The 24167-nt window shown below is 49.6% G+C and carries 17 protein-coding genes; 13 read left to right on the plus strand and 4 right to left on the minus strand.

Going from position 1 to position 24167, the window contains the following annotated elements:
* Positions 1-330: 330 nt before the first annotated feature.
* The 4 genes from FIM25_RS05935 to carB all read left to right on the plus strand — a co-directional run bounded on the left by FIM25_RS05935 (position 331) and on the right by carB (position 7891).
* The gene (locus FIM25_RS05935; RefSeq protein WP_218961305.1) at positions 331-906 is read left to right on the plus strand and encodes a VOC family protein; all 576 of its coding nucleotides are present in this window, start codon (positions 331-333) and stop codon (positions 904-906) included.
* Positions 907-938: 32 nt separating this feature from the next.
* Complete coding sequence (locus tag FIM25_RS05940) at positions 939-2426, plus strand: sigma-54-dependent transcriptional regulator (protein ID WP_139447287.1); 1488 nt, start codon at positions 939-941, stop codon at positions 2424-2426.
* A gap of 361 nt (positions 2427-2787) precedes the next feature.
* The gene (locus FIM25_RS05945) at positions 2788-4494 is read left to right on the plus strand and encodes an acyl-CoA dehydrogenase family protein (RefSeq protein ID WP_139447289.1); all 1707 of its coding nucleotides are present in this window, start codon (positions 2788-2790) and stop codon (positions 4492-4494) included.
* 196 nt (positions 4495-4690) lie between these two features.
* On the plus strand, positions 4691-7891 hold the full coding sequence (gene carB / locus FIM25_RS05950) for a carbamoyl-phosphate synthase large subunit (protein WP_139447291.1): 3201 nt from the start codon (positions 4691-4693) through the stop codon (positions 7889-7891).
* Between the two features lie 79 nt (positions 7892-7970).
* On the opposite strand, the gene ahbB is transcribed toward carB, so the two are convergent.
* Positions 7971-8444 carry a siroheme decarboxylase subunit beta gene (gene ahbB / locus FIM25_RS05955; protein WP_139447293.1) on the minus strand — a complete coding sequence of 158 codons (474 nt, stop codon included), beginning with the start codon at positions 8442-8444 and terminating at the stop codon, positions 7971-7973.
* A gap of 27 nt (positions 8445-8471) precedes the next feature.
* A complete protein-coding gene (locus tag FIM25_RS05960; RefSeq protein ID WP_139447295.1) occupies positions 8472-9311 on the minus strand; it encodes a class I SAM-dependent methyltransferase in 840 nt (279 codons plus the stop codon).
* Positions 9312-9657: 346 nt separating this feature from the next.
* On the opposite strand from FIM25_RS05960, the gene FIM25_RS05965 reads away from it, so the two are divergent.
* Positions 9658-11430 carry a PHA/PHB synthase family protein gene (locus tag FIM25_RS05965; RefSeq protein WP_179953193.1) on the plus strand — a complete coding sequence of 591 codons (1773 nt, stop codon included), beginning with the start codon at positions 9658-9660 and terminating at the stop codon, positions 11428-11430.
* A 312-nt stretch (positions 11431-11742) separates the two neighbouring features.
* On the opposite strand, the gene FIM25_RS05970 is transcribed toward FIM25_RS05965, so the two are convergent.
* Positions 11743-12579 (minus strand): ion transporter, encoded by an 837-nt coding sequence (locus tag FIM25_RS05970; RefSeq protein WP_139447299.1) that lies wholly within the window; start codon positions 12577-12579, stop codon positions 11743-11745.
* Between the two features lie 224 nt (positions 12580-12803).
* Between FIM25_RS05970 and FIM25_RS05975 the strand changes: the two genes are divergently transcribed.
* Positions 12804-14426 carry a BCCT family transporter gene (locus FIM25_RS05975; RefSeq protein WP_218961307.1) on the plus strand — a complete coding sequence of 541 codons (1623 nt, stop codon included), beginning with the start codon at positions 12804-12806 and terminating at the stop codon, positions 14424-14426.
* A 120-nt stretch (positions 14427-14546) separates the two neighbouring features.
* Complete coding sequence (gene prmA, locus FIM25_RS05980; protein WP_139447301.1) at positions 14547-15476, plus strand: 50S ribosomal protein L11 methyltransferase; 930 nt, start codon at positions 14547-14549, stop codon at positions 15474-15476.
* Positions 15477-15505: 29 nt separating this feature from the next.
* Here the strand turns inward: prmA and FIM25_RS05985 are convergent, their stop codons facing one another.
* The gene (locus tag FIM25_RS05985; RefSeq protein ID WP_139447303.1) at positions 15506-16849 is read right to left on the minus strand and encodes a trypsin-like peptidase domain-containing protein; all 1344 of its coding nucleotides are present in this window, start codon (positions 16847-16849) and stop codon (positions 15506-15508) included.
* A gap of 156 nt (positions 16850-17005) precedes the next feature.
* Here FIM25_RS05985 and FIM25_RS05990 point away from each other — a divergent pair, with 156 nt between their 5' ends.
* The 6 genes from FIM25_RS05990 to yidC all read left to right on the plus strand — a co-directional run bounded on the left by FIM25_RS05990 (position 17006) and on the right by yidC (position 24159).
* Complete coding sequence (locus FIM25_RS05990) at positions 17006-19498, plus strand: TIGR03960 family B12-binding radical SAM protein (RefSeq protein WP_139447305.1); 2493 nt, start codon at positions 17006-17008, stop codon at positions 19496-19498.
* 19 nt (positions 19499-19517) lie between these two features.
* Positions 19518-21071 (plus strand): Rne/Rng family ribonuclease, encoded by a 1554-nt coding sequence (locus FIM25_RS05995; protein ID WP_139447441.1) that lies wholly within the window; start codon positions 19518-19520, stop codon positions 21069-21071.
* Positions 21072-21317: 246 nt separating this feature from the next.
* Entirely contained in the window at positions 21318-21452 is a 135-nt protein-coding gene (rpmH, locus tag FIM25_RS06000) for a 50S ribosomal protein L34 (RefSeq protein WP_139447307.1), read from the plus strand.
* Positions 21453-21823: 371 nt separating this feature from the next.
* Entirely contained in the window at positions 21824-22189 is a 366-nt protein-coding gene (rnpA, locus tag FIM25_RS06005; protein WP_179953194.1) for a ribonuclease P protein component, read from the plus strand.
* A complete protein-coding gene (gene yidD, locus FIM25_RS06010) occupies positions 22182-22394 on the plus strand; it encodes a membrane protein insertion efficiency factor YidD (protein WP_139447312.1) in 213 nt (70 codons plus the stop codon). Before rnpA ends, yidD begins: the two co-directional genes overlap by 8 nt.
* Before the next feature lie 130 nt (positions 22395-22524).
* On the plus strand, positions 22525-24159 hold the full coding sequence (gene yidC, locus FIM25_RS06015) for a membrane protein insertase YidC (RefSeq protein WP_139447314.1): 1635 nt from the start codon (positions 22525-22527) through the stop codon (positions 24157-24159).
* Positions 24160-24167: the final 8 nt, after the last annotated feature.

A 24167-nucleotide genomic window follows, 5' to 3' on the forward strand; every position in this document is an offset into this window, starting at 1 on the left:
ACATTGCAATCGTTTCGGATCAGAGCTTTGTAGGCCTGTGCGAAAGAAGCGGCAAACTGTCTGAGCCGACACAAAGGCAGCGTGCTTAAGTCTGCCATTGTAATCAAAAAGCTTATCCTGCCTGTGGCGGGGAGTTTTTGCCGCTTCCGCACAGGGCAAGAAGCTCCCGAATAAGATTGCGTCACGGGCAAATAGCCTGGGGCCTGTGCATCTGTCTTGCATGTATGGTGTTTGGAAAACTGTGCTGAACAGTGACCTGTAATGAAGGTTCGTATGGCTGAAAATCAGTGCTAATCAGATGAATTCTTGTATCGATTCGGAGAAAAAAAGATGAATCAGCCCCTGAAATTTACAGGCATTCACCATCTGGCCCTGGCCACCCGGGATCTGGGAGCCACCATACGTTTCTGGCGGGATCTGGTGGGGTTGCCCCTTTTTCTTGGTTTTGGCAGAAAAGGTTATCGTCAGTATTTTTTTTCCATTTCAGAAAGCTGTGCTCTGGCTTTTTTTGAGTGGCCGGAGGTTGAAGCCCTTAGCGAAAAGGATCATGGTGTTCCCGTTAAAGGCCCTTTCGGCTTTGACCATGTATCCATAGGCGTGGAAAATGATGGGGACCTTGCCCGTATGAAGGCAAGGCTTGAGGCGGCAGGCTTATGGGTTTCCGAGGCTGTGGATCATGGATTCATCCACTCCATCTACACCTTTGACCCCAACAATATTGCCGTGGAATTTTCTGCTCCTGCAGGCAGCAGCGATCTGCGATCCAGCCCCGTACTGGCGGAAAATGATCCACCTCCGGAAGTCGCTGAAGGCCCTTTTCCCCAGACGCAGCTTTTCGCTGATCCGGAAGAGGTTCCTGAGCTTATCCTCTATCCCGGTGAAGGCAGAGATGTTGTGCCCCGTTAAGCTGCCATTATTCTTTAAGCCAAGGAGCCTTTATGCCCCCCAGAAAACACCTCAGTGAATCCGAACGCAATTTTTTTGAGCTGGTATTCAAGGCAGGGATGACCAATCCCTTCAGTGATGCCAGAAGTCAGCTGGATGCCTCCATTGCGGGCGTTTTTCCGGAAACGGACAGGCAGGAGCGAATACGGCGCATGGTGGAAGAGGTTGCCCGAAAAATAAGTCTGCTGGAAAAGGAGGGCCGGGCCAATCTGGAAGCCTATGAAGGCAGGGATAAGGTTCTTCTGCGTACTACCTTTCTCTTTGAGCTTTTCTATGCATTCCGCAGAAAATTCGACGCCCTGATTGAAGCCCAGGTGGCAGCAGGCACAGCACCGGTACGTGTTCCTTTCACCAGAGATGCCCTGGCCCTGCTCCAGAAACGGGGGCTGAAAACCCGGCATACCTTTGAGCTGGCTTTTCAGCTCAGAAGGGCTTACCACTTCATCGATCGCAGTCTATCCGGAAGATCCCCATCCATGAAAAAATTCCGGGAGAGCCTTTGGAACAATGTCTTTACCCAGAATCTGGATCTTTATGAACGCTACCTTGTTAATCGCATGGAAGATTTTTCCACCCTTATTCTGGGGGAAACGGGGACGGGAAAGGGCAGTGCCGCTGCAGCCATAGGCAGATCTGGCTATATTCCCTTTGATCCTGAAAAAGAACGTTTTGTGGAAAGCTTTACCCTTGCCTTTGTGCCCTTAAACCTTTCCCAGTTTCCCGAAAGCCTCATGGAATCTGAACTTTTCGGCCATAAAAAAGGTGCTTTCACAGGGGCCGTAGACGATTTTAAAGGCGTTTTTGCCCGCTGTTCACCCCATGGGGCTATTTTCCTTGATGAGATCGGTGAGGTTTCCACTCCCGTTCAGATCAAGCTTCTTAATGTTCTGCAGGAAAGAATTTTTTATCCTGTGGGCAGCCATGAGGCCATGCGTTTCCATGGTCGGGTCATTGCCGCCACCAACAAAAGTCTTCAGGATTTACGGGAAAAGGTTTTCAGGGACGATTTTTATTATCGCCTTTCTTCGGACATCATTGAGGTTCCTCCTTTGCGTCACCGCATACGGGAGGATCCTAAGGAGCTGGATACCCTCCTGGATCATACGGTTACCCGTCTTGTGGGCATACCCTCGCCGGAGCTGGTGGAAATGGCAAAGCAGACCCTTGCCCGAAAACCCGGACCGGACTACCCATGGCCGGGGAATGTTCGTGAAGTGGAGCAGGCCGTCCGCAGGATTCTTCTGACCTCGGTATATGAGGGGGAAAAGCGATCCCGTCCGGTTTCTCTGGATGCCCATATTCTGGAAGGTATTGAGTCCGGAACCCTTACTGCCCAGGAACTGCTCATGGCCTATTGCGCCCGTCGCTATGAGGATGCCCGTACTTATGAGGAAGTGGCCCGGCAGACGGGTCTGGACAGGCGTACTGTGAAAAAATACATCGACGGATGGCGGGCTGCACAGGGGGGGCATGGCAGGTAATGCTTTGTTTTGTAGATAGTCAGAATATTTTTTTCTTTTATCCCTTGCACACAAGCTATTTTTTGATAGGATAGAAAAAAAGACTTTGTTCCGGACCCTTTCCTGAGGGACATAGTTCGTGCGCAAGCATTTCCGGGCCAGAGTGTTTTACTTTCGGGTATCTGATCCGATTCGGCATGTGTAACAGATGTATTATGGGCGGAAAATCCTTTCAGCCCATCCATTCCACAGGCTGAATCTTTACGAAATTCCGGGTTGACCATGCTGCAGCCCCGCAGCAGAACGGGCCTGAAGGGGTCCATTGCAAATGGCTTATCCGGGGTTTTGATTCACACACCTCATTTCCAAGGGAGCAAGGCAGATGATCCTATTCAATCCCAAGCTGCACAACCGCAAGCATGCCGATGAAAAAACCCAGAAAATGATGCAGGCCGTTATTGATTATTTTGAAACCAAGGGTTTGAAAAGTATCAAGAAAGACTGGCATGACAAAACCTGGAATTATGAATTTGTTAAATTCATGAAGGAAAATCAGGTCATGGCCACCCTTATGACCCCTGCGGGTTACGGTGCCGAAGATTCACGCTGGGACACCTACAGAAACTCAGTATTTGCTGAAATATCAGCTTTCTATGGCATTACTTACTGGTACACCTATCAGGTGTCCATGCTGGGCCTTGGTCCCATCTGGATGGGTTCCAATGAAGAAATCAAACACAAGACAGCTAAACTTCTTCAGGATGGTGAAGTGTTCGCCTTTGGTCTTTCGGAAAAAGAGCATGGGGCGGATATATATTCTTCCGACATGATGCTTTATCCCCAGGAAGATGGCACCTACAAGGCAAATGGTGATAAATACTACATTGGTAACGGAAATGAGTGCGCCATTGCCTCCACCTTCGGCAAAGTTGCAGACAGCGATGATTATGTATTTTTTGCCGCCAATTCCAAACATCCCCAGTATGAGTGTGTAAAAAATACGGTAAATGAGCAGAACTATGTGGCTGAATATGTTCTCCATGATTATCCCATTACCGATGCGGACATCATGGAGCGGGGTCCCAAGGCATGGGACAACATGCTCAATACCATCAACGTGTGCAAATTCAATCTCGGCTGGGGCGCCATCGGCATGGCCACCCATTCCTTCTATGAGGCCATCGATCATGCGGCCAACCGCAATGTTTATGGCAAGTACGTGACGGATTTTCCCCATGTAAAGCGGCTTTTTACGGATTCCTATACCCGCCTTGTGGCCATGAAGGTCTTCTCCGAGCGTGCCATCGACTATATGCGTTCTGCCAAGGCAGATGACCGCCGCTACCTCCTCTATAATCCCATGGTTAAAATGAAGGTTACCACCCAGGGTGAAGAGGTGATTAACATGCTCTGGGATATCATTGCGGCCAAGGGCTTTGAGGCGGAACCCTTCTTTGAGATTGCGGCCCACGAAATCCGCATGCTGCCCAAGCTTGAAGGTACGGTTCATGTCAACATGGCACTGATTGTCAAGTTCATGAACAACTTCCTTTTCAATCCTGCGGAATTCCCTGTAATACCCAAGCGCGATGATGTGAGCAATGATGATTTCCTCTTTGATCAGGGCCCCACGGCAGGGCTGAGCAAGGTACAGTTCCATGATTACAATCTGGCTTACAAAGGTGTGGATCTGCCCAATGTGAATGTTTTCAAAGAGCAGATTGAAAGCTTTAAAAAATTCCTTGTGGAAGCCACACCGGATAAAGGCCAGGCCAGAGACATTGATTATCTGCTGGTTCTGGGAGAGATTTTCTGTCTTGTTCCCTATGGCCAGCTCATCCTTGAAGCTCGTGAATTCTGGCCGGAGCTGGATGACGACCTGATTGAGGAAATCTTTGATTTTATGATCAGGGATTTCAGCAGGCATGCCACCACCCTTTTCACCAAGCCTTCCAATACGGACAAGCAGAGGGAAATGGCCCTTGCCATGATCAAGGCACCTGCTGCCAATCCGGAGCGTTTCAACAAGATCTGGACGGAGCAGGTATACAGCCTGAAAGGTCAGTATAAGATGCGGGATCAGGACTGATTTTTAATTCCTGAGATCTGTGAGTAAACAAAGCGCCGGTACCCCTTTTAAAGGGCTCCGGCGTTTTGCTGCCTTTTTTGGAGGTTTTTTAAAAATCGGACAAGGGAAGCATTTGCGGATTTTTTTAAAGTCTGCCATATTGCGGCCGAAAAAAATGAGTTTTTTTATTTTTCCCCTTTTAACAAGGAGCATGGCTATGCCCAAGAGGCACGATATTCATAAGGTGCTCATCATCGGATCCGGCCCCATCATCATCGGCCAGGCCTGTGAGTTTGACTATTCCGGCACCCAGGCATGCAAGGCCCTGCGGGCCCTTGGTTACAGCATTGTTCTGGTCAATTCCAACCCCGCCACCATCATGACAGACCCCGGCATGGCGGATGCCACCTACATTGAACCCCTTAATGTGGAAAGCTTAAGGGAGATCATTAAAAAGGAAAGGCCGGATGCCCTTCTGCCCAACCTTGGAGGTCAGACGGCACTCAATCTCTCTTCGGCTTTGGCGGAAGCCGGTATTCTGGAAGAATTCGGAGTGAAGGTCATAGGCGTTAACCTTGATGCCATCAAGCGCGGGGAAGACAGGGATACCTTCAAAAAAACCATGGCAGAGATCGGCATAGAAACGGCCCGCAGTGAAATTGTCACCACCATGGAAGAAGCCATGGTGGCCGTGGAAGAGATGGGCCTTCCTGTGGTGGTACGGCCTGCCTATACCATGGGTGGGACGGGCGGCGGCTTTGCCTATAATATGGAAGAATTTGAAGATATCGTTGCCAGGGGGCTGGCGGCCAGCCCTGTACGGCAGGTGCTCATTGAAGAATCCGTGCGGGGCTGGGAAGAGCTGGAACTGGAAGTGGTGAGGGACTGTACAGGCCACAAGATTACCATCTGCTTCATTGAAAACGTGGATCCCATGGGTGTTCATACGGGAGATTCCTTCTGTACTGCCCCCATGCTCACCATTTCAAAAGAGCTTCAGGAAAGGCTGCAGGATTATGCCTACCGCATTGTGGATGCCATTGAGGTTATAGGCGGAACCAATGTGCAGTTTGCCCATGATCCTGCTTCAGGCAGGGTTGTGGTTATTGAAATAAACCCCAGAACTTCCCGATCATCCGCCCTTGCATCCAAGGCCACGGGTTTCCCCATTGCCCTTGTGTCCGCAAGGCTGGCTGCAGGACTTACCTTAAGTGAAATGCCCTACTGGCGCGACGGCACCCTGGATCGTTACACTCCCTCAGGGGATTATGTGGTGGTCAAGTTCGCCAGATGGGCCTTTGAAAAATTTGAGGGTGTCAATGACCGCCTCGGCACCCAGATGCGGGCCGTGGGCGAGGTTATGAGCATAGGCAGAAATTATAAAGAAGCTATGCAGAAAGCCATACGCTCTCTGGAAATAGGACGCTACGGCCTTGGTTTTGCTAAAGATTTCCATGAAAAAAGCCTTGAGGATCTCATGGGTCTTCTGACGGAGCCTTCCAGCGAAAGGCACTTTATCCTTTACGAAGCCTTGAGAAAAGGTGCGGATATTGAAAGTCTGCACGGGGTTACCCGTGTAAAGACCTGGTTCCTTGAGCAGATGAAGGAGCTTGTGGATTTTGAGGAAGAAATTTTAAAACACAAAGGCGGTATGCTTCCGGATGCCCTGCTTATTCAGGCTAAAAAAGACGGTTTTGCAGACCGCTATCTGGCAAAGCTGCTCTCCATCAGTGAAGAGAGTATTCGTGAAAAAAGAAAATCCATGAACCTTAAACCCGGATGGGAGCCCGTCCCCGTCAGTGGAGTTGAAAATGCGGCCTATTATTATTCCACCTGGCATGGCGGAGATGATGTGGCTGTTTCATCGGGGAAAAAAGTAATGGTTCTGGGCGGTGGTCCCAATCGCATTGGTCAGGGCATAGAGTTTGACTACTGCTGTGTACACACAGCCTTTGCCCTGAAGGATTCTGGTTATGAAACCATTATGGTGAACTGCAATCCTGAAACCGTTTCCACGGATTATGACACCTCGGATAAGCTCTATTTTGAACCTCTGACCGTGGAAGATGTTCTGGCCATATATGAGAAGGAAAAATGTGAAGGGGTTGTGGTGCAGTTTGGCGGCCAGACGCCCCTGAACATCGCAAAGGAGCTTGAGGCTGCAGGTGTTCCCATCATGGGCACCAGTCCTGCAACCATAGATATGGCCGAAGACAGGGCTCTGTTCAATGCGATGATGGAACGCCTTGGCATTCCCCAGCCCGAATCCGGTATGGCGGCCACGGAAGAAGAAGCCATAGCCATTGCTTCCCGCATAGGTTATCCCCTTATGGTACGGCCTTCGTATGTGCTGGGTGGCAGGGCCATGGAGGTTGTGCATGATGAAGAAAGTCTGAAAAACTACCTTTCAAGGGCAGTAATTGTTACGCCGGACCGTCCCATTCTCATCGACTGTTTTCTCCAGAATGCCACGGAAGCAGAAGCCGATGCCATCTGTGACGGACAGGATGCCTTTGTGCCTGCGGTTATGGAACATATTGAAATGGCAGGGGTACATTCCGGGGATTCAGCCTGCGTGATTCCACCCGTCACCATTTTGCCCCGGCATGTTGAAACCATAGAGGAATATACCCGCAAAATTGCTGTGGAAATGGGTGTTAAAGGCCTGATGAACATACAGTACGCCATTTCAGATGATAAGGTGTACATTCTGGAAGCCAATCCCAGAGCCAGCCGCACCGTTCCTCTGGTTTCCAAGGTCTGTGCCATTCCCATGGCCCGTATGGCCGTGCGCATCATGCTGGGGGAAAAACTTGTGGATCTTGGATTGAAGCGGCCACAGTTCTCTCATTTTGGTGTGAAGGAAGCGGTTTTCCCCTTCCCGATGTTTCCTGAGGTGGATCCTGTGCTGGGACCGGAAATGCGCTCCACCGGAGAAGTTCTGGGGATGGCCCATTCTCCAGGGCTTGCTTTTTTCAAAGCTGCCGAAGCAACGGGTTCCCTTTTACCTCTGGAAGGAACTGTTCTGATTACTGTGGCAGATCCGGATAAGGAAGAAGCTCTGGTGGCGGCAAGGCTTTTCCATGAAATGGGTTTCAGAATCCTTGCCACGGGCGGTACCCATACTTTCCTGGAAAAAAATGGTGTGCCTGCTGAAAATGTGAAAAAGCTCAGGGAGGGCCGACCCAATATCGGAGATGCGGTCAAAAACAATGAGGTAAACCTGCTTCTGAACACGCCTTCGGGCAAGCACAGTATTACGGATGATTCCTATATCCGTAAGGCTGCCATACGTTTTGGCGTACCCTATATCACTACCCCTGCGGCAGCCATTGCTGCGGCAAAAGGTATTGCAGCGCGGAGAAAAGGTAAGGAAGCTGTACAGAGTCTGCAGGAATTCCATGCGGAAATGAGCTGACAACAGTCAGTCCAGAAAACAGTTAAAACATATTTAAAGCCCCGGAGAGCAGAGAAAATCAGTTCTCCGGGGCTTTAAATTATTCTGTTTCAAAGTAGCGCATGGAAGTCTTTTTCAGTTCCCGTATACTGAAAAGCATGGAATAATCCCCTATACCTGCTTTTTCAGCCATTTGTTTTACAATATCCCTACAGGAATCCTGACTTCTGGCATGGACCATGGTGTAGAGATTGTAGGGCCAGCCGGGCTTGGGATCCCGGCGGTAACAGTGGGAAACCGCCTCAAAAGTGGCCATGGTTTCACCTATTTCCTGAATCTTTTCTTCAGGAGCTTTCCATGCCACCATGGCATTTGCAGAAAAACCGGATTTCTGATGACGCAGGGTAGCACCATAGCGGCGTATCAGCTTTTTTTCATCCAGACTTTTCAAAAGTCCAAGAAAAGTTTCTTCTTCCATGCCAAGGCCTTCGGCCAGAATTTCATAGGGATTCGCTTCCAGGGGAATATCTCCCTGAATGGCAGAGATGACCTTTTTCTCATTTTCTGTCAGCATAAAAACTCCACCTGAAAATTTTCCCGCCTAAGGTTTTTTTTCATTGTCTTCACCATCCGGTTCTGTCCTGAAGGGTTGCCCCAGCATATAGCTTTGGGCGGAGAAGCCAAAGCGTACGGAAGGATAAAGGGTAAAAAAATTCAGCCAGCCCATCTGGGGCATCATTTCTCCAAGATAATAGTGGCTTTCGCACATGCGAATATCATTCCGCCAGCTTTCCAGTTCTTCCGGAGTGTTCATTCCCCACCGAAAACGGGCCCCAGTAAGCATCAGGGTGGGGTTAAAGGCGCTCATCATCATCTGATAAGGACTTACGGCATCGAAAATTAAAAAGGAAGAAGAAAAATTCTCCATAATGTTCTGTATGAAATTCCGGATACACGGTTCTTCAAGGTACATGAGGACACCTTCGGCAATGATCAGGAGGGGGCGGTTTTCGCAAGGGATGTTCTTATGCCAGTCCGGATCTTTAAGGGAGGCCTCCACCATATGATATCTCTCGTCTTCCCCAATAAATAAGCGCCGGATTTTCATCACTTCCGGCAGATCCAGTTCATACCAGTCCATACGGCCTGTGTCCATGCGGAAGAAACGGGTATCAAGGCCTGCTCCTACATTGACAACAACGGCATCGGGGTGGGTTGCCAGAAAACGTTCCACCATCCCGTCCACGGTAGCCACACGCATCAGCGTTGCCGTTTTCATTAGGGTATGCTTTTTCAGTATGTTAAAATCATAGGGTATTTTTTTAATAAGTTCTTTTGCCATGGGATCATGGACAATGGGAGATGGGGCATCACATTCTTCCGCCCGGAAATAAAGGGGCAGAAGCAGGGTTCTGGAAATGGCATCAAGGCAGGAAAACATGGCACCCCCTGATTAAATGGCGGGTATGGAACAAAAAGGATGGGGTTTTCACATAACGCTGTAAAGATTCCCTGAATAAACAGATTTTAAATAAGGGAACGGAGTAGGCATGCTGTTACCGCATCAGAAATGAACCGGATCACTTCCATAAAAGAATAAACTAAATTCTAACAGAAAGTCCGGAGAAAGTCTTCCCTTAAAAAAACAGGCTTATCTGTCCTATCAGTGCAATGCACAAACCTTGCATTGCTACCCACCCATAAATCATGCTATAAGCAGTAACATTTCTATGCAGTTCCATCCTGATAAAGCCCGCCCACCTTTGTTACCTCAGCAAGGAGGATGTATGAAAGCCCAGAAAAAACCCATTATCCGAAAAACGGAACCTGCCAAGGAAATTCCTGTCGTACAGGAAAATGAAAGTGCTGAAGAAAATTCTATACTGGAGGCTGCCCATATCATAGACAGAAATTTCCGTAAAGATATGGTCCGATTTACAGGTCCCATGGATGTTCCGGCTTTCAGCCGGGCCTATTTTGACGCCATAGTCCACCTGGCATGGAGTCCTGGCACCCAGTTTCGCATGATGCTGGAAAGAATGGAATTTTTTACGGATCTTTTTGCTATAAAATCAGGAATGTCTCCACCTGTCTTAGATCGTCGTTTTCGGGATCCCCAGTGGAATGACTGGCCCTTTTCCATGTATAAAGATCTTTTTATACGTTTTGAAAAACATATGGAAAGCCGTTTTAAGGATATCAGGGGCGTATCCGAACATTCAAACCTGTTGATACAGTTTCTGACCCATCAGATCACCGCCATGATGAATCCCCTGAACTTTCCCGTCACCAACCCGGAAGTTATCCGTACCACTTTGGAGCAGGGAGGGCAGAATATTGTCAAGGGCATGCAGAATCTCATTGATACCCTGACCACCCACGGGGGAGAGCTGGTGGTCCGCCATAGCCGGGATGATTATCACGAGGTGGGCAAAACCCTTGCTACCACACCGGGAAAGGTGGTTTTCCGTAATCGTTTAATTGAACTGATTCAGTATGCACCGGTAACGGACAAGGTCTGCGGAACTCCCATTCTTCTGGTTCCTGCCTGGATCAACAAGTATTATATTCTGGACTTAAGCCCCCACAACAGTATGGTGCGTTATCTCACGGAGCAGGGCTTTACCGTCTTTATCATCAGCTGGAAAAACGTGGACGGCAGTTTCAGGGATGATGGCATTGACACCTATGTTAAAAACGGACTCGTGGAAGCCATTGCGGAAATCCGTCAGATTACGGGCAGCGACGGGGTACACCTGACGGGCTACTGCATGGGTGCCATTCTCTGCTCCATTGCGGCAGCCTTCCTGAGGAGCCAGGAAGATACCTCAGTAAAAACCCTCTCCTGCTTTGCCTCCCAGCTGGATTTCAGCGATGCAGGGGATCTTAGAAGCTTCATAGATGAAAGCCAGATAACCTTCCTCAAGGACCTCATGGAAGAGAAAGGTTACCTTGCCAAATCCAACATGATGCAGACCTATAGCCTGCTGAGGCCCAGAGATCTTTACTGGAATTTCCTCATTGATGAATTTTTCCTTGGCAAAGATCCCTTTAATCTGGATTTTCTGTTCTGGAACGATGACGGCACCCGCATGCCCATGCGCCTTCATATTGATATCCTTGAGAGGCTTTATCTGGAAGATCAGCTCACGGAAGGCAAATTCCGCATGGATGACGGCCGGAGCATTGACCTGAGAAATATAGACATGGATCTCTACTCCGTGGGAACCCTGAAGGACCACATCGCACCCTGGAAATCCGTGTACAGAATTCCCCACTTTGTAAGTTCACCCATTAAATTTGTGCTTGCATCCAGTGGTCATATCGCAGGAATTATTGTTCCGCCCGGTTCCAAGGGGCATTACCACACCGATGGTCTTCTCGGTCACGGTCCGGAGCACTGGCTGGCAACGGCCCACATGCACGAAGGCAGCTGGTGGCCTGACTGGGCTGCATGGATGAAGGAACGCAGTCAGCCGGAAACCAATAAACTTCCCTGGCCGCCTGCCAAGGGAAGGGATCTGGGAGCCGCTCCCGGAACCTATGTTACGGAAAAGTAAGAGGTCAGCATGTCTGATTCCTGTATAGGGCAGCCGGGCTGTTTTTAGGTGCTTCTGTAATAGCTTTGAACAGTACCCTGCGGCATCTTATCGTAGATTAATTTGCACTTACTCACTTAGAAAAAATCTTAAGGTTCCGGTGCTGGCTTATTATGCATCGGAACCTTTTTGATTTCTGATTATCAGGAAAGACATACTCCGGATCAAAAAAAAATTGCAGGAAGGGTTTTGCTTTTGCGGGTACCCGTAAAGGCTTTTTCGTTAACAGAGACCCGTATGTGCTATTTGCAGCACAAATAGTACTCTGGATGCTTACTTTCCGGAATCAGAAGAAACTTTTCTGTTCAGTTCCATAAGCAGCTCCTTTACTTCTGCAAGTTCTTTTTTCAGGGCGTCCGCTTCCAGCTGCCGGACGCATTCCTGCGCTTCTGCCTGGGATTCCTGCATGTTATTCACAATTACCCCGATAAAAAGATTGATGACAATGAAGGTTCCCATGAGAATAAAGGATACAAAGTAAAGCCATGCCCATGGGCTTTCCCCAAGCAGGGGTCGCATCACGCCGCTGGCCCAGGATTCCAGGGTGACCACCTGAAAAAGGGTAAGCAGGGTCACATGCATGGAGCCGAAGTATTCAGGGCTGATGCTGCCAAAAAAAATCGTTCCCATTACGGAAAACACATAAAAAAGCAGTCCCAGCAGAAAGGCAATGTTCCCCATGGCCGGAATGGTGGCAAGAAGAGCACCTATCATGCGCTGAAGGGAGGGAATTATGGATATGGTGCGCAGTACCCTTAGAATACGCAGAATACGCAGCACAGACACAAAATGGCCTCCGGCAAGGGCAAGGCTGCTGGCCACAATGAAAAAATCAAAGAGATTCCAGCCATCCTTAAAAAATCCCAAGCAGGGCCGCGAGCCTGCAATACGGATGATGATTTCTATGGTGAAGATAATAATGAATATCTTTTCAATGAGATAAAAGCCATTCTGAAAAGAAAGGTAGAGGGATGGATAGGTTTCAACGCCGATGACAATGGCATTGAGAATGATCATGGCTATGATAAAATTTTTGAAACGGGAATTTTCAGCAATGGTATTACACAAGCCTGTGACACCAGATTTTTTTTGATTTTCTTTATAAAACATCAATAAATCCCCTTTATTTATAAAATGAAGCTTTCCGGCTTCTGGCCGAATACCTGTGTTTACTTGAGAAGTATTTTTCATACAACGGATTTTTTAAGAATGATTCCTTGCTATTTTTAGTAGAAGACAAAGCTTCATTATGATAATTTAAAAAGTTTTATTTTGGCCTTGCTTTGTCTGGAGCAGGGCATTTACTCATAATAACAACTATAAAGGGCTTTATTTTGTCTTGTTCAGAATCGGATGGTACGGAAGAGCGTCGCTTGGGTGATCCTGTTGTTCTAGTTTTAAGTGCTGGTTTTATTGTTCTTTTTGTTATTGCTTCTTTTATAAATATGGAGGGTGTTGCCGGTATAATCGGTAGCGGCTTTGCATGGACAGCAAGGGTGCTGGGTTCCTACTTTCAACTTCTTTTACTGTTTACTTTTTTTATTGCCATGGGCCTGGCCATTTCACCGGCCTCCAGTGCCCGAATAGGTGATTTGGATACGCCTGAAATCAGTACATTCAAGTGGCTCTCCATGATTATGGCAACACTTCTGGCGGGCGGAGGTGTTTTTTTTGCTGCGGGTGAGCCTGTATACCATTTCGTTGTCAGCCCTCCGGCTTTTGACACAGCAGCCGGTACGGCTGAGGCTGTATCCGGTGCACTGGCACAATCATTCATGCACTGGGGCTTTCTCGCCTGGGCCGTATTGGGCACACTTAGCTCCGTAGTACTTGCCCATGCCCACTATGATAAAGGCCAGCCCTTACAGCCGAGAACTCTTTTGTATCCTGTCATGGGCGAACGCATTATGAAAGGCTGGTTTGGCGGAGTCGTGGATGCCTGCTGTGTCATTGCTGTTGTCGCCGGAACCGTAGGCCCCATAGGCTTCCTTGCAACACAGGTAAGCTATGGACTGCATGTACTTTTCGGACTTCCCGACGGCTTTTCAACACAGATCGGAATTCTGTTTTTTCTGGCCTGCATTTATGTCACCTCCGCCATTACAGGAGTACATAAAGGGATACAGATACTTAGCCGATTTAATGTTTTCCTTGCATTAGGTATTGCTGCTGCAATTTTCATTTTCGGCCCTACCCTTTTCCTGACCAATGCCCTCACTCAGGGACTTGGTGAATACATCAGTTCCTTTTTTGCCATGGCTACCATGACTGCGGAAACGGCTCCAGCCTGGTGGATGCAGTGGTGGACGGTTTTCTTTTTTGCCTGGTTCATTGGATATGGTCCCCTTATGGCAATTTTTGTGGCACGCATTTCCCGTGGCAGAACCATCCGTGAAATGTTTGTGGCCGTGGCTGTAATGGCTCCCATTGCCACAACAGTATGGTTTACCCTCTTGGGCGGATCAGGTATTTATTATCAGCTTATCGGTGTCATTGATTTGACGGAAGCCTTAAACAATTTTCAGTTTCATGTGGCAACCCTGACAGTGGCACAGGCACTTCCCGGAGGCACCTTTATGGCCCTCGCCATTCTTGTGCTGACTACAATCTTTGTGGCGACCACAGGGGACTCCATGAGCTATGCCATCTCTGTTGTAGGAGCAGGCCATGACCAACCTAATAAATTTGTTCGCGCTTTCTGGGGTATTGCCATGGCTCTGATGGCAGGACTTCTTCTTTTTATGGGCGCAGGACAGATAAGCGCTCTGCAACAGTTTATTGTAATCACCGCAATTCCAGTTTCTCTTGTACTGCTGCCTTCACTATGGACCGGACCCAAGGCGGTTTATGCCATGGCAAAGGAGCAGGGAGTGACCTTTGTTAAACGAAGAATGATAGATGATAATTTTCCTTCTCCACAAGGAGAAGATACTCTGGAAATAGAAAACCGTACCTGAAATTACGTTCTGTCAGCAGGGTGTGTCCGATCATATGAACGGCCTGCATTGCCTGCTTTGCTTCCCTGTCGGCCTTGACTGAAAAAGGCTGACAGGATAATCGTTTGTGAAAGTAGATCAATGAAATGGATAGCCCTTAAAATCATTTTTGAAGGTGAAAACCCGGCCATGATGGAAGATCTTCTGGCAGCGGTTTTTGCAAACCATGGCATAAACGGCGTCAGCATTGACCAGCCGGATCTGGAACCCGAAGAAGGCTGGGGGGAAGATGCCCTGCCAAAGCCTGAATTTCCCGCGGTAACCGGCTATATTCCCAAAAACGAGGAAGCCAGAGAGCGCATGGAAGCCATTGTGAAAGAAGCCTCTGAGCTGGCCCTTGCCCTTAACTTCAGCCTCCGCAGTCAGAGTGTTGAAATTGACGAGGAAGACTGGGCCGAAAGCTGGAAGGCTTTTTTCTGGCCGGAAAAAATCGGTAAACGCATTGTGGTGAAACCCACCTGGCGCAGTTATGACCCCAAAGGAGATGACATTGTGCTGGAAATTGATCCCGGCATGGCCTTTGGAACAGGAACCCACCCCACAACTTCCCTCTGCATACAAAAAATTGAGGCCATGATCCGTCCCGGTGATGCGGTGCTGGATGTGGGCACCGGCTCCGGCATTCTTCTCATGGCCGCAGGAACCCTTGGAGCAGGAAGGCTTGTGGGAGTAGATAACGATTCTGTTGCCATTGAGGTGGCTGCGGCCAATCTTTCCCTCAATGGTTTCGGGCCGGAAAAACGGGATCTTTTTGTGGGAAATCTTGCGGAACAGGCCGAAGGCCCCTTTGATCTGGTGGTGGCCAATATCCTTGCGGAAGTGGTGGTGATTTTAATTCCCGATATTGGCAGGGTTCTGCGGCCCGGTGGCAGGGTCATCCTCTCCGGTATCATTGAAGAAAAAGTTCCCATGGTACTGGATGCATTGAGAATCAATGGTTTTTCTGCTCTGGAAAGCGAGCTGGACAGGGGCTGGGCCGTATGTGTGGCCTCACTGAACTCCCCTGCCTGATCATGGCAGAGGTGCCCGCCCCTGTTTTTTCAGGATTCCAGCGGCAGGGTTAGGGTATATATGCGGTTTCCCCTCTGTATGCGCAGGGAAACTTCCCTGTCCATACGATGCCGTATCAGTGCTGCATGGAGGTCGGAAAGACTTGTTATTTCCCTTTCGCCCAGACTTCGGATGCGGTCGCCGGGCCGGGCTCCGGCACGGTACAGTGCGCTGTTTTTCCTGATCTCTGTCAGGACAAGGGAATTGGGAGTTTCCGGCTGTTCGACAACCTGAATACCCATGAGTTTTTCCGGCAGGGCTGCCGCCCTTTCCATGGGATAGGATATTGGACTCATGGAAAGGGTAAGGGATTTTCCCTTCCTCATCAGGTCCAGACGGACAGAAGTTTCCGGCAGCAGCATTTCCAGATGTTCCCTGTAGTCCGTAATTTTCGCCACAGGCTGGCCGTCCATGGCGGTCAGAACATCTCCGACCCGTATCCCGGCCCGCAAAGCAGGAGAGTCCTTTTCAATGTCCCGAACCAGAAGCCCCTGCACCTCTCCCTTGCCCAGATAGTCCGCAAGGCTCCTGTCCATTTCCTGTATCCTTAGTCCGGCCCAGAGTGGAATGACCATGCCGTGCTCAATGAGGTCCTTTGCAATGCGCCGTGCCCTGTCAATGGGAATGGCAAAGCCTATGCCCTGGGCTTTGGCATGGATGGCCGTGTTGATACCAATGACTTCTCCACGGATATTAAGCAGGGGGCCTCCGGAGTTGCCGGGGTTGATGGAGGCATCGGTCTGTATGAAACGTTTGAAAACCTGACGGTTGCTTCGCACATGCCGGTTGGTGGCGCTGATCACCCCTGTGGTGACGGTATGGGAAAATCCAAAGGGATTGCCAATGGCGATCACCGTTTCACCTATCATGAGATCGTGGCTGACTCCCATAGGGGCCTGGGGCAGGGCAGTATCGCTTTCAATGCGGAGAACGGCAAGGTCGCTTTCCGTATCCGCTCCCACAAGCAGGGCAGGAAGCTCGCTGCCGTTTTCAAGGGTCACGGTAATGGTTTCTCCCCTTGCCACCACATGGGCGTTGGTCAGTACATAGCCTCTTTTTCCGTCAATAATGACACCGGAGCCAAGGCTGGTTCGCTGCTGGCGCATCCCCGGACTGCCCTCAAAAAAATCCCTGAAGAAATCATCAAAAAAAGGGTCTCCAAAGCCCCTTCTGTGCCGGGTTTCCGTGTAGGCCGCACTGATATTGACCACTGCCGGGGCCACATTGCGCACGGCAATAACAACGGGGGTTTCCCGGTCCGGCAGTGCGGCGTGAATCTGCAAGGGAAGAAGAAGAAAGCACAAACAAAACAGAATCCATTTGCCCTTGATCATGACTTCTGCTATCCTTTTTTATTTTGTATATGAACGTTTTTTTGTGGTGTTCTGGTCAGTGCATTTTTGGAAGAGACGCATCAGACAAGCCTTTTCCCGCCCCCCTTTTTGCCACCGGACCCTTATTTTCCAAGACCCTCTGCCTCCGGTAATATCATGTCCTTATCCAGCCATCAATTTGAATCCATCCTTTCCAGGGTGGAAAAACCCAGCCGTTATCTGGGTACGGAAGTCAACAGCATCCGCAAGGAAGGCGCGAATTATTTCCGCGTGGGCCTTGCCTTTCCCGATATGTATGAGATCGGAGCCTCCCACTTCGGCCTGCAGATTCTCTATGATATTTTAAACAGGGATGAAAGCATTGCAGCAGAGCGTATCTATGTGCCTGCTCCGGACATGGCCGCCCTGCTCAGGGAGGCAAATCTTTCCCTGATGACCCTTGAAACCCGCACCCCCATTGCTGATCTGGATATTCTCGGCATCAGCCTGCTCTATGAGCTGAACTATACGGGCGTGCTGGAAATCCTGAACCTTGCGGGGCTGCCCTTTTACAGCCATGAGAGGAATGAAACCCATCCCCTCATTATTGCCGGTGGTCCCTGCGTCTGCAATCCTGAACCCATGGCCCCTTTCTTTGATGCCATGCTCATGGGCGACGGAGAAGAACAGCTCCTCCAGCTTTGCCGCAGCGTGCAGGAATTTAAAAAGACCGGTGGCGGTACCCGCAGGGAGCTTCTCAAAAAACTGGCCCTGATGGACGGTGTTTATGTTCCATCCTTTTACACCCCCTCATGGGATGAAAAGGGCCTGCAGCGCCTTGAGCCGGAAGAAGGCCAGCCCCCTTCCGTGAAAAAAGCCGTACTGGCTTCCCTGGAAGCAGCTCCCGTTCCCCTGAGACCAGTTCTGCCCTTTACCAATCCGGTTCACGACAGGCTGCGCCTTGAGATAGCAAGGGGCTGCACAAGGGGCTGCCGTTTCTGTCAGGCAGGAATGCTGTACAGACCGGTGCGTGAACGCTCCATGGAAAGGCTTCTGCAAATTACAGAGGTGGCACTGGCTGCTACGGGTTATGACGAAATGTCCCTTTTGTCCCTTTCTACGGGGGATTACGGCTGCCTTGCGGATCTCATGGAACACCTCATGGACCGCTATGCCGGAGAACAGCGGGCCATCAGCCTGCCCTCCATCCGGGCCGGACGCCTGACCCCGGAATTGATGGAACAGATAAAAAAGGTCCGTAAAACCGGTTTCACCATTGCCCCGGAAGCGGGAAGTCAAAGGCTCCGGGATGTGATCAATAAGAATATTACAGAAGAAGAAATCGTCAATACCGTAAGGGATGCGGTTTCTCTGGGATGGAATCAGATCAAGCTCTACTTTATGGTTGGTCTTCCCACGGAGACAGATGAAGACCTGCAGGCCATTGTGGATCTTGCGGATAAACTGCGCCGCTTCCGCACCCCACAGGGCAAATGGGGGCAGGTAACCGTCAGTGTGGGCACCTTCATTCCCAAGCCCCATGCTCCCTTTCAGTGGGCAGGGATGATCTCCCTTGACGAAGCCATGGAAAAATTCCGCTTTCTGAGAAGCCGCTTGAAAATGCCCGGTGTTCAGTTCAAGTGGCAGCATCCGGCCAGCAGCCATCTGGAAGCCCTCTTTTCCAGAGGCGACCGCCGCATGGCTTCCCTTCTGGTACGGGCCTGGGAAAAGGGCTGCGTGCTGGATGGCTGGTCCGACTACTTTAAGCAGCATCTCTGGGATGAAGCCATTGCAGAGGAAGGGCTGGATGTGGACTTTTTTGTTTCCCGCCAGCGCTCCCTGGATGAACCCCTGCCATGGGATGTGATGGATATCCGTGTAACAAAGGATTTCCTGAAGTCGGAGTGGGAAAAAGCCTTTGCAATGACCCTGACCCCGGATTGCCGGGAGGGGAGCTGTGCAGGATGCGGAATCTGCGATTTTGATACCATTGAACCAAAGCTTTTTTCTGAAGTAAGGACAGAAAAGGCAGCGCCGCCCCGCATGCCGCAGCATTTCAGAAGTCTGAAGGTCAATTTTGAAAAAACAGGGCCTGCCCGGTTTTTTGGCCATCTCGAAATGATTCAGATCCTGCTGAAGGCCCTGCGCATGGCCGGTGTCACCTTTAAGTTCTCCATCGGATTTAATCCAAAGCCTGAGATCCGTTTCGGTGATACCCTGCCCCTTGGTATGGCCAGCCTTTGTGAAAATTTTACATTGACGGCCGGAGCTGAAATATCTGCTGAAGGTCTTGAAGACAGGGTGAATCCCTTTCTTCCCCAAGGCCTTAAAATAACTGCATGCAGAGAGGCAAGGCCAGGGGAAAAAGAAGATCCGGTCCTGTATTATGAAGTGCGCAGCACCGATCCCTTTGATCCTCAGAAACTTGAAGCTTTTGCAGTTAAAGAAGAATGGATTCTGGAAAAACCCGGTAAAAAGGGTAAGGTCAGACTTCTGGATATCAAAAAATTTATTGTTCATATGGATATCACAGAGGAGAGGGTTCTGTCCCTTTCTCTGAGATCCTGGGAAGAGAGAACCCTTCGGCCTGCACAGGTATTAACGGCGGTTTTTGATATGACGCCGGAGGCGGTAAGCAATCTTGAAATTATCAAGGTATATGCCGGTTAAGGTTCAGGAAAGGGATGTTTTGAAAAAAGAACTGATTGTGAATGTGGCACCGGGGGAAACCCGGGTTGCCCTTCTTGAAAATGGTGTCCTTTCAGAGTTTTTTGTGGAGCGGGGGGAAGAAGAGAACATCACGGGCAGCATCTACAAAGGACGGGTGCAGCGGGTACTGCCGGGAATGCAGGCCGCTTTTGTGGATATAGGGCTGAAGCAGGCTGCCTTTCTCTATGTGGATGACGTGATGCCGGACCCCTGCGGACTGGAAGTGCTGGATCCGGAAGATGAAACCGAAGGTCCTCCCCGCGCTTTGGGAAAGAATAACCGGGAAAGTCGCCACCGCATAGAAGCCCTTCTGAAGGAAGGTCAGGAGCTCATGGTACAGGTGATCAAGGCTCCTGTTGGCACCAAGGGTGCCCGTATCACCACCCAGATATCACTTCCCGGCAGATTCCTTGTGCTTATGCCCACGGTTCCCCATGTGGGAGTCTCAAGGAAAATACTCTGTGATGAGGAAAGACAGCGGTTGAAGGATCTTGTGGAAGCCCACAGAAATCCTGAGCATGGCTATATTTTCCGTACGGCAGCCGAAGGCGTTGAATCCCCTTCCGTTTCAAGGGAAATGGATGTGCTGGACCGTCTCTGGGAGATGATTCAGGCCCGATACAAAAATCAGAAGGCATCGACACGTATTCACAGGGATCTTTCCGTAACCTTCCGCTCCCTCCGGGATCTGCTCACCCACGATGATGCCCGCCGTCTGGTCATTGATTCCAGGGAAGGATGTGATGCGGTACGTCAGTTCCTTGGCAGAACCATGCCGGATCTGGAAGTGGATGTGCTTCATTATAGTGGCAAAGCATTGATTTTTGATGCATATAACATAGAAGCTGAAATACAGCGGGCGCTGAAGAAAAAGGTCTGGCTGAAATCCGGCGGCTACATTGTCATAGAGCAGACCGAAGCCCTTGTGGCCATTGATGTGAATACGGGCCGCTATGTGGGCAAGGAGAATTTTGAGGAAACCATTCTCCTCACCAACCTTGAAGCTGTCCGGGAAATTGCCCATCAGATCCGCCTTAGGAATCTCTGTGGTATTATCATTATTGATTTTATTGATATGGCCCGTCCGGCCAATCAGGACAGGGTTTATCAGGCATTCAGGGACGCGGTTCAGGCGGACAGGGTGAAAACCAATATCCTGCCCATGAGCGAACTGGGGCTTGTGCAGATGACCCGTAAAAGAACAAGAAAATCCCTTTCAAGGATTCTTTGCAGCAATTGCCCCTGCTGTGATGGCCGGGGCCATGTGGCTTCTCCTGTGACCTTATGTTTTCAGATTTACAGAGAGCTGCTGCGTCATGCGGAAGATGCCCAGGGAGAGGGCTTCACCATTGTCTGCCACCCGGAAACCGCAGAAGAGATGCTCCGGGGTTCAAGGTCTCTGGTGGATATGGTGGAAAAGAAAACGGGTATGCAGGTATATGTGACGGCAGATCCGGCCTGCCATCCTGAGGAATTTGATATTGTTGAAAATCTTAAGGTGAAAACCAGAGCCGGCTCTGGAGAATCGGGTTGACAGTCTCGGGGAAATATGATTCCCTGATGCGATTTGTCCAGAGCAGGGAAACCTGTTCCGGCAAGGGGTGTGATGGAAATCCTGTGTAAAAAAGGTACTTTTTCATAATATACAGGTCATTGCCCCATCTTGAAAGCTTGTGATCAGCATGCGGTCCTGTCATGGTTAAAGGTGTTTTTTCAGGACAGGCAGCTTATAAAACCGTAACACAACAGCAGACCCATATGGTCTAAGGGATGTAAGATTATGAAAAGAACATTTCAGCCAAGCCGCATCAAGCGGGCAAGAAACCATGGATTCCGTAAAAGAATGTCCACCACTGCGGGCCGTCGCATCGTCAAGGCCAGAAGAGCCAGAGGCCGTAAGCGTCTTTCTGCCTGAAGAGGTTGGTTTTTCTGTATTATCTGGTTCTGCGCTGCCCTCAGGGCAGCCGCGGAAAAAAACTTGAATCGCAGTTTTTTTCTGTTCCATTCAAAAAAAGCATCGGGTTGCTTCGGGATTTTTTAAAGAATATTCCCGGAGACAGGACTTGAAGAGTTACTGATAGATCAACACATTCGGCAAAGCTAATGATCTTAAGGTCTGTTGAGAAGATCAGGGTCTTTATCTGTATCGAGTGGAAAATGAACTTATTAGTATAAAAGGGCCCTGTAAAACAGACCAGTTTCCGAACCGGTCCCGGATACCCTGCTCTTATGAAAGGTACAGGCTTGCAGCGACGGGTAAAAAAGGGCTGTCATAGGAGAGCTGATTTGCAGGGATGTTTTACAAAGGCGGATCGCCTGCGAAAGCGGGGAATGTTTGTCCAGCTTTCAAAAACAGGCAACAAGGTGCATTCCCGTTATTTCCTTGCGCTGTTTTCCGGAAACGGTTTTTTCCGTCCCCGTGTGGGGATTACGGCTTCCAGAAAAGTTGGAAATGCTGTGAAAAGGAATCGTATCAAGCGGCTTGTTCGGGAATATTTTCGGACCCGGGGGAAAATGCAGATCACCGGCAGTCTCGATATTCACGTCATTGCCAAGCGAGAGGTGGTGGACCAGACTGCAGACCGTATTTTCTCGTCCCTTCAGGATCTGTTCGAAAAGATTGAGAGGAGATCGGGTGACCTAAGTGTTTAAACGTCTGATTCTGCTGCTGATCCGTATTTATCAGCTGATTCTGTCTCCCCTGCTGGGTCCCTCATGCCGGTTTTACCCCACCTGTTCGGCCTATGCTTATGAAGCGGTGCAGAAATATGGTGTTTTTCGGGGTGGCTGTATGGCCATCAAACGTCTTTTGAAATGTCATCCGTTCCATCCGGGCGGTGTGGACCCTGTACCCTGATTCGGGAGAGGTTCCTGCCGCCTTTTTGTATTGGTGACCGACAGGAAAGGTCTGTGCCGGTTTAACCATTTTCCGGTCCGCGTCTGGGTAGCGGGCACCCGCACACCCCTGGGAGTATTAGGAGTTACTCATGGAGCAGTTTCGTTTTCTTGCAGCCATTGTCTTGTCTTTTCTGGTATTTATTGTCTGGAATTATTTTTTCATGCCTGAGCCGCCGCCTGTGGTGGAAAGGCCCCATGAAGTCGCTCATTCTGTACAGAATGAGTCCTTTGCTCCGGGCATGGCAGCAACGCCAGCACCTGTCCCGCAGTCTTCAGCAGAGGAACCTTTACGGGCAGCCCGTTTGATCACGGTGGAAACGCCTCTTTATACGGCTGTTATTTCCGAAACAGGTGCTGCCTTTAAAGGGCTTTCCCTTAAAAATTACCGGGAGGGTTCGGAAAAGGGAAGCCCTGAAAAACAGATTCTGGATCACAGCCTTGGGGCCAATTTTATACTTTCCATGGAAAGCAACAGCATTCCAGGCCTTGAAAATGCCATTTTTACGGGTCCGGAGCAGCAAAGGCATGTTTTGTCCGGCGCGGAAGGAAATCTGGTATTTTCCTGGACTTCTCCGGATGGCTTTGTGGTGGAAAAGCGCTATACCTTTTCTCCGGAAAGTTATCTTATAGCCTGTGACGTCCGTATCCGGAATACGGGCAGCCGGATTATTGCCGATCGCATGGGTTTTTCCCTGGTATCTCCGACCGCAGACAGAAGAGCCATCGGATTTGAAGGTCCCACGGTCTTTATTGACAGGGATGTGGAGCGTCTGAAAAATAAGGAAATACGCAAAAAGAGTCGTTACAACGGGGATGTCCGCTGGATGGCCATTCAGGACCGTTATTTTGCCACAGCCATTATTCCGGCCGTTGAAGAACCCTCTTCGGTGAATATTCTCATTGAGGGAGACAGGGCTTACAGGGCTACCTACTTCACGGACACCTTTCATCTGACTCCAGGGGCGCTGCTGACAAAAAAGGCCTATTTTTACGCAGGCCCGAAGAGTGTGAGTGTGCTCAAGGATGCCGGATACGGTCTTCAGGCCCTTGTGGATTTTGGCTGGTTCGACATTCTTGCCCAACCCTGTCTCTGGCTTTTAAATAAGATTTATAATGTTATACCCAATTATGGGATAGCCATTATTCTTCTTACGGTATTTATAAAAATTATATTCTGGCCCCTGGGTAACAAGAGCTACAGGGCCATGAATGAGATGAAGAAACTACAGCCCCTGATGATGGAGCTCAGGGAAAAATACGGCAATGACAAGCAGAAGATGAATCAGGAAATCATGAATCTGTACCGGACTTACAAGGTAAACCCCATGAGCGGCTGCCTTCCTCTGCTGGTACAGATGCCTATCTTTATTGCCCTTTACCGTATGCTGTATGAGGCCATCGAGCTGCGCCATGCGCCATTTATGGGATGGATACAGGATCTTTCCGCACCGGATCGTCTCTTTGATTTCGGTTTTTCCATTCCCTTCATGCAGGAACCCTATGGTATTCCCGTCCTGACCATCATTATGGGCGCCACCATGTTTCTGCAGCAGAAAATGGCTCCTCCTGCAGGTGATCCCCTGCAGGCGAAAATTATGATGTTTTTGCCGTTGATCTTTACGGTAATTTTCATCAATTTCCCCGCAGGCCTTGTTCTTTACTGGCTTGTGAACAACATCCTGTCCATTGCGCAGCAGTATTATATTATCAGGACCTCGAAATAATGGGGGAG

The organism is Desulfobotulus mexicanus (genome assembly GCF_006175995.1).
Lineage (GTDB): Bacteria > Desulfobacterota > Desulfobacteria > Desulfobacterales > ASO4-4 > Desulfobotulus > Desulfobotulus mexicanus.